This is a genomic window from Propionivibrio sp. (genome assembly GCF_017995515.1).
GTDB lineage: Bacteria > Pseudomonadota > Gammaproteobacteria > Burkholderiales > Rhodocyclaceae > Propionivibrio.
Window position 1 is genome coordinate 1 of the sequence record NZ_JAGOIT010000147.1, and the last position, 6026, is coordinate 6026.

Genomic DNA, 6026 nt, shown 5'->3' on the forward strand with positions numbered 1-6026 from the left:
ACAAATGTACATGCTGGAGCAAAGCTCGCTGCGCGATCACAGCGTTTCCGCTTGCGGACCCGTCCATTCGCCCGATGAATCGGGCTCCTGCAAAGACCCGCGGCGAACGCGCCATCAATACGAGGGCATGACCATCCCAACCGCTGTCGCGATCAGGCAGCCGTCTCCTCTGCCCTGACCATCGACACGTTCGCACGGGCCATCCATACCAATGGAATGGCCCATGTTTTTTTGTACATTTGAATAAAACAAACCAGAAACATGGCTTATAATCACCAAAAAACTAAACCGTTTTAGTAATCTGGTTCAGGCAAACGGCGCAAATCGTTTCGCTGCCAACAAAAGCCGCATAGACGTGCTGACCGGGCGGCCGGAAGAACAACAAGCGGCTCAGGAGGGGATCAGTTTGAGAAACACTCGGCTTTCCGTCATCGTCTGGAACGAGCACATCCAGGAACACGACAACCCGGCGATTCGCGCGAATTATCCGGAGGGTTTGCATGCCGTCATCGCGCAGGCGCTGCGGCGCACGCCGGGCATCGGCGCAAAGGCGCTGCCCGTCGATGTCAGCACGGCGACGCTGGACCAGCCGGAACATGGCCTCGACGAAGCGCGCTTGCAGGCGTGCGACGTGCTCATCTGGTGGGGCGACGTCGCGCACGACGACGTTTCCGACGAGGTCGTCCAGCGCATTCATCGGCGCGTGCTCGAAGGCATGGGACTGATCGTTCTGCACGCCGGCTATTCGTCGAAGATCTTCCGCCGCCTGCTCGGAACGAGCTGCACGGTAAAACGACGCGCCAAGGACGAACGCGAGCGCCTGTGGGTCGTCGCCCCTTCGCATCCGATCGCCGCCGGGTTGAGCGAGCGCTTCGAATTGCCGATCGAGGAAACGTATGGCGAGAGCTTCGATGTCGCGCAGCCCGATTCGACGGTGTTCATCTCCTGGTTCGAGGGTGGCGAGGTCTTCCGCTCCGGATGCTGCTGGGAACGCGGCTACGGCCGGCTGTTCTATTTCCGCCCCGGTAACATCAGCCATCCGACCTTCCACGACGCGAACGTGCAGCGCGTGCTGGCCAACGCGGTGCAATGGGTCGCGCCACGTTTCCGCTTCAACGCCATCGATGTTGCGTCGGTACGCGCCGTGGCAACCGGCAAGTCGGCCGACGCGCGCAAGCCGCTCATGGCGACGGTGGCAACGGTCGCGAACCCCGAGGAACCCGTCGAAATGACCTCGGCGAAGCCATGCCAGGCGGAGAAAGCGCTGCGTGCGGTCAAGGGCACCAAGACGGGGCAAGGCCAGCACGCCGACGCGACACTCCTTTTCCCGACCCTGATGACCCATCTGTATCAGTGTGCGCCAGCGCCGGCACAGGGCAAGATCGGCGGTAGCCGCTACGAGCAGCCGGCCAAGCGCAGCGCCGTCGGCTGACGCTACGCCATGAATACATCCATCCGACCCCGCGCCACCTGCGGTGAGGTTGCCCTGCGCGCGGGTGTCTCACGCACGACTGTCAGCTTCGTTCTCAACGACCTGCGCAACAAGGGCATCAGCGAGACGACGCGGCAAAAGGTGCTTGATGCAGCGAGCGATCTGGGCTACCAGCCGAACGCCGCGGCACGTATGCTGGCCGGCGGCAGCACGGGCACCATCGCCGTGGTCATCGCCTCGGCCGACCACCTGCTCTACGACGCCTACCTGCCGCGCCTCTTGTGCACGATCAACGACCGCTGCCACCGGCAAGGCTACAAAGTGCTGCTCGAATCGGCCGACGAACAGCTCAAGTGCCCCGGCGCCTTCATGGACCTCGTGCGCAGCAAAAGCATCGACGGCCTGATCGTCGCCAATATGCGTACCGTCGACGGACAGTACGTGCGCAAACTCTCCGAGCAGGGATTTCCGATTGTCGTCCCCGGCAACGGTATCGAGCCTTTCTACAGTCGCTGCGCCAGCAACAGCGACGAAAAATCGGCCTACGTCGCGACGAAGCATCTGGTCGATCTCGGCCATCGGCGGATCGCGCACGTCGGCTTCGCCTCGAAGGTGTTCGACGTCGTCATCCAGCGCCGTGCTGGTTACGAGGCGGCGTTGAAGGAAGGCGGCATCGCGCCCGATCCGAAGCTCATCGCCTACGGCAACATCAGCGCCGAGAGCGGCTACGTTGCGATGGAAAAGCTGCTCAAGCGCACGCGCGACTTCACGGCGCTCTTCGCCGGCAACGACACCGTCGCCTTCGGCGCCATGCGCGCGCTCGACGAAGCCGGCCTGCGGATTCCGGACGACGTCGCCGTCGTCGGCTACGATGACGTGCCGCTCGCCGCCTACGTCAACCCGCCGCTGACCACGCTCCGCACCGATCCGATCGAACAAGGCGAAGGCGCAGTCGACCTCTTGATGGCGCGCATCAACGGCGAGCCTTACGAACGGCTGGAAGAGAGCTACGCGACGGCGCTGGTGATTCGCAAGTCGTGCGGCGCAAACCGATAGCGTTCGTGGCGCATCAGAGCGGTCGCACAAATCGCAACGTGCAACAGACGAGTTACGCACGATAGACGTCTGGCTTCCCGGCCGTAAGCCTCAAATCCTGCTTACGACAACCGCATTCTCACGACCTTCCTGCAAGAGCGCTTGACCGTAAGCCTCGAATCGCGGAAACTCCTTCGGAGTAGTGACCCGCCAGAATCACGACACCCTGTTCCTATTCCAGTAGTATCTGGCGATTGGGATACGGCAACAACACGGAGGTCGCCATGGCGTCACCGCATCATCCCCGCTGCACCTTGTCTCTTCCCGTACTTATCCCCAGTCTGTTGCTGATCGGCTTGTTACTCCTCGTCTGCGCCACGGCACCGGCTGAAGCGGGACGCTTTTTTGGCGCCGGGCACAAGTGGATCACCCGGCATTTCAGTTGGTTCTATGTGCTGGCTGTAGGAACATTTCTGCTTTTGCTGCTCTGGCTGGCATCCAGCGACTATGGCCGGATCCGCCTTGGTCCGGACGATGCGCGCCCCGAGTTCAGCTTTGCTTCCTGGCTGGCGATGCTGTTCGCTGCCGGAATGGGCATCGGCCTGATGTACTTCGGTGTCGGCGAGCCGATGATGCACTTTCTGTCACCGCCCGAAGCAGCGGCCTCGACGGCAGCAGCAGCGCGCGAAGCGATGGTGACGACCTTCTTTCACTGGGGATTTCATGCCTGGGCGATCTATGCCACCGTCGGTCTCGTACTGGCCTACTTTGGCTTTCGCTACAACCTTCCGTTGACCATCCGCTCCGGCCTGTATCCGATATTCAAAGAGCGCATCCGTGGCCCGATCGGACACACAGTCGACGTCTTCGCACTGGTTGGTACCATTTTCGGTATCGCCACCACACTGGGGTATGGCGTGCTCCAACTCTCAGCCGGCATCACGCGCCTGACGGGGATCGACACGTCGGGCGACATCTTCCGCATCTGCCTGATTGCGCTGGTGGTCGGCCTGGCGTCAATTTCCGCAGTCAGCGGCCTCGACAAAGGTGTACGTCGGCTATCCGAATTCAATCTGCTGCTAGCCGTTGCCCTGCTGCTGTTTGTGCTGTTTGGCGGTCCGACTGAATTCATCCTTGGAGCACTGTCGGAAAACATCGGCAACTATGTCTCTCAACTCATCCAGCTGACGTTCCGTACGTTCTCCTATAGCGAACCAAGGCAGAGCGGCTGGTTTGCCGACTGGACACTCCTCTACTGGGCATGGTGGATCTCGTGGTCACCCTTTGTCGGGCTGTTTATTGCGCGCATATCGCGGGGCCGCACGCTGCGTGAATTCGTACTCGGCGTGCTCTTCGTGCCGACTGCCTTCAATTTGCTGTGGATGACCGTGTTCGGCAACAGCGCCATCTGGCTGACCATGCACGGCGGTGAATCCTCGCTGCTCGAAGCGGCCGGCAATGTCGACGCCCTCCTTTTCAGCTTTTTCGATCTCTTGCCGGGATCGGACTTCACTGCAGCTTTGGCCGTGCTGTTGATCAGCGTGTTTTTCATCACATCGGCCGATTCCGGAGCCTTTGTCATCGACAACATTGCGACTCAGGGCCACCCGCACTCGCCCGTCTGGCAGCGCCTGTTCTGGGCCTGCCTTCTTGGTTTGACAGCAGCCATCCTCATGTCGACCGGCGGCCTTGGCGCATTGCAGTCGATGACGCTGATCGCAGCCTTGCCGTTCGCCTGCATCATGCTCCTGCTCTGCTACAGCCTGTGGCGCGGCCTGCAAGCGGATCTCGCCCATTCGAGCCGGCATCTTTCACCGGCGTCGGATTTCTGGACAGGCCGCCATTGGCGCAGCCGGCTTGACTGGCTGGTACGCCGTACCGGCCCGCGTGAAGCGCTGCAGTTCATCACGAACACGGCGTCACCGGCGCTGCGGGGGGTCAGTCTCGAGTTGAACGAACGGGGGCTGTCAAGCCGGGTTGAGTCCGAACCGCAAGGGCAGTTGGCACTGATCGTCCCACTGCAGGGGCGGCGCGATTTCTGCTATGGAATGCGCATCGAGTCCCGCGCCGTCCCGGCCTTCAACCCTTTGGCCGCCGCGCAGAGCAACGAAGCGACTGCGCGACTTTGCGAAGTCGTCACCTTCTTTTCCGACGGCCGGGCCGGTTACGACATCCAGTACCTCACGCAAGACGAAGTCAGCGCGGACGTGTTGCGCCAATACGAACGCTATCTGAACCTGATCCAGAACGAACAGACTGACTTGCTGAATTCGGCGCCCGAACACCGCCCCTCGGCGCCTCATTCGCTTGACGACGGCGACGGCGACGGCGACGGCGCGCGTGACAGAAACTAAAACAACCTGTGGAAGTCGAATACGGCGCCGCGCAGTTGGCGTAACCCACGCGCAAGCGGCTGACCAAGCCCATGGCGCAATGCAGCAGGCTCCGTGCTTTGTTCTAAACCCGACTGGACGCCAAGGTCCTGGCACCCGGTCAACTCTAAAGAAGAAAGGCAACTCCATGCGCTACCATCTGCTCGCCCTTGCTATCGCGGCTCTGCTTCCGGCCGTCTCGTCTGCTCAGGTAAAAACCGTCGCTGATGACGATGATCTGAATTTTGAGGAATCGATCCGAAGCTTTGGCTTCATCTCGGGTGCTGCCTACCAATGTTTGCCTGAGGCTGATCGTAGTGCGCACGATCGCGAAGTCCTGAAAGCCTACTCCGGTCTTGTTCAGTTGTTCGGAACCGATCGGGCGTTCTTCTATTCCGCAGCCTTCGGCGCCGGTACAAGTACGGAAATCGACAAAGCGAAGTGCCCGACCTACATCGACGATTTCCGTGCTGCCATGAAGTCTGGCAATCGCGGCCAATAAGGAGATCGCCATGAAAATGGGGCTGATTCAGCTGGCGCGAGGAGCGCTGCACGCTACTCTTCTGCTGGCATTCGTGGCAACTTCGATGCCAGCCTCCGCAAGCAACTGGGGGGCTCGGCGCGAGTATCGTGAGGGAATGCGGGAAATTTCACGCGAGCGCAACGAAATGCGCAGAGAGATTCTCAATTCAGGCTCGCGCGCTGAGGCGCGCCGCGAATATCGCGAAGGAATGAGGGAAATCGCCCGGGAGAGGAGCGAAATGAGGCGCGAAGTTCGCCGTGAAGTTCGTTATGGCCGCTGGGATAGAGACCGTGATCGCGCCGGAGATATCGTCGCCGGCGTCATTCTCGGCGCGGTCATCGTTGCCGCAGTGCGTGGCAGCGCCCCGCCGCCGCCAACGCCCGGACTCTGCTGGTACTGGTTTGACGCCTACCAGCAAAACGGTTATTGGGATCGCTGCGGCGCTTACTGATCGGACGATTGGGGCAAAGCGATTGCGTGATGCCTATCGCTGCCTCGCCGCCCGTCGGACTTGAGTTGGCCTGACGGTGATTAACTGAACCGCGGGGTCGTTTTGCCGGTTTCTTGGCCGTATTTGCGGTTTTCCGGGGGTTTTCACGGCTTTTTCATTCGTGAAGGCGCAATACGGCCAAGCGTTTCAAATTCCACGCGAGGCAAACCAGCG

The 6026-nt window shown here is 61.0% G+C and carries 5 protein-coding genes; all 5 read left to right on the plus strand.

Annotation, left to right across the window (positions count from 1 at the left end; all coding sequences use genetic code 11):
• Window positions 1-406 precede the first annotated feature (406 nt).
• The 5 genes from KBA32_RS16065 to KBA32_RS16085 all read left to right on the plus strand — a co-directional run bounded on the left by KBA32_RS16065 (window position 407) and on the right by KBA32_RS16085 (window position 5813).
• A complete protein-coding gene (locus KBA32_RS16065; protein ID WP_294361156.1) occupies window positions 407-1432 on the plus strand; it encodes a ThuA domain-containing protein in 1026 nt (341 codons plus the stop codon).
• 9 nt (window positions 1433-1441) lie between these two features.
• Entirely contained in the window at window positions 1442-2488 is a 1047-nt protein-coding gene (locus KBA32_RS16070) for a LacI family DNA-binding transcriptional regulator (RefSeq protein WP_294361157.1), read from the plus strand.
• Between the two features lie 263 nt (window positions 2489-2751).
• Window positions 2752-4821, plus strand: coding sequence for a BCCT family transporter (locus KBA32_RS16075; RefSeq protein WP_294361158.1), 2070 nt, complete (start codon window positions 2752-2754; stop codon window positions 4819-4821).
• Between the two features lie 166 nt (window positions 4822-4987).
• Window positions 4988-5341 (plus strand): hypothetical protein, encoded by a 354-nt coding sequence (locus KBA32_RS16080; RefSeq protein WP_294361160.1) that lies wholly within the window; start codon window positions 4988-4990, stop codon window positions 5339-5341.
• Window positions 5342-5351: 10 nt separating this feature from the next.
• Window positions 5352-5813, plus strand: a complete 462-nt coding sequence (locus tag KBA32_RS16085) for a hypothetical protein (RefSeq protein WP_294361161.1) — start codon at window positions 5352-5354, stop codon at window positions 5811-5813.
• Window positions 5814-6026: the final 213 nt, after the last annotated feature.

Excerpts from the sequence above, each read along its gene's own strand:
- KBA32_RS16075 (WP_294361158.1), top strand. The coding sequence starts at position 2,752 with ATGGCGTCACCGCATCATCCCCGCTGCACCTTGTCTCTTCCCGTACTT.
- KBA32_RS16080 (WP_294361160.1), top strand. The coding sequence starts at position 4,988 with ATGCGCTACCATCTGCTCGCCCTTGCTATCGCGGCTCTGCTTCCGGCC.
- KBA32_RS16085 (WP_294361161.1), top strand. The coding sequence starts at position 5,352 with ATGAAAATGGGGCTGATTCAGCTGGCGCGAGGAGCGCTGCACGCTACT.
- KBA32_RS16070 (WP_294361157.1), top strand. The coding sequence starts at position 1,442 with ATGAATACATCCATCCGACCCCGCGCCACCTGCGGTGAGGTTGCCCTG.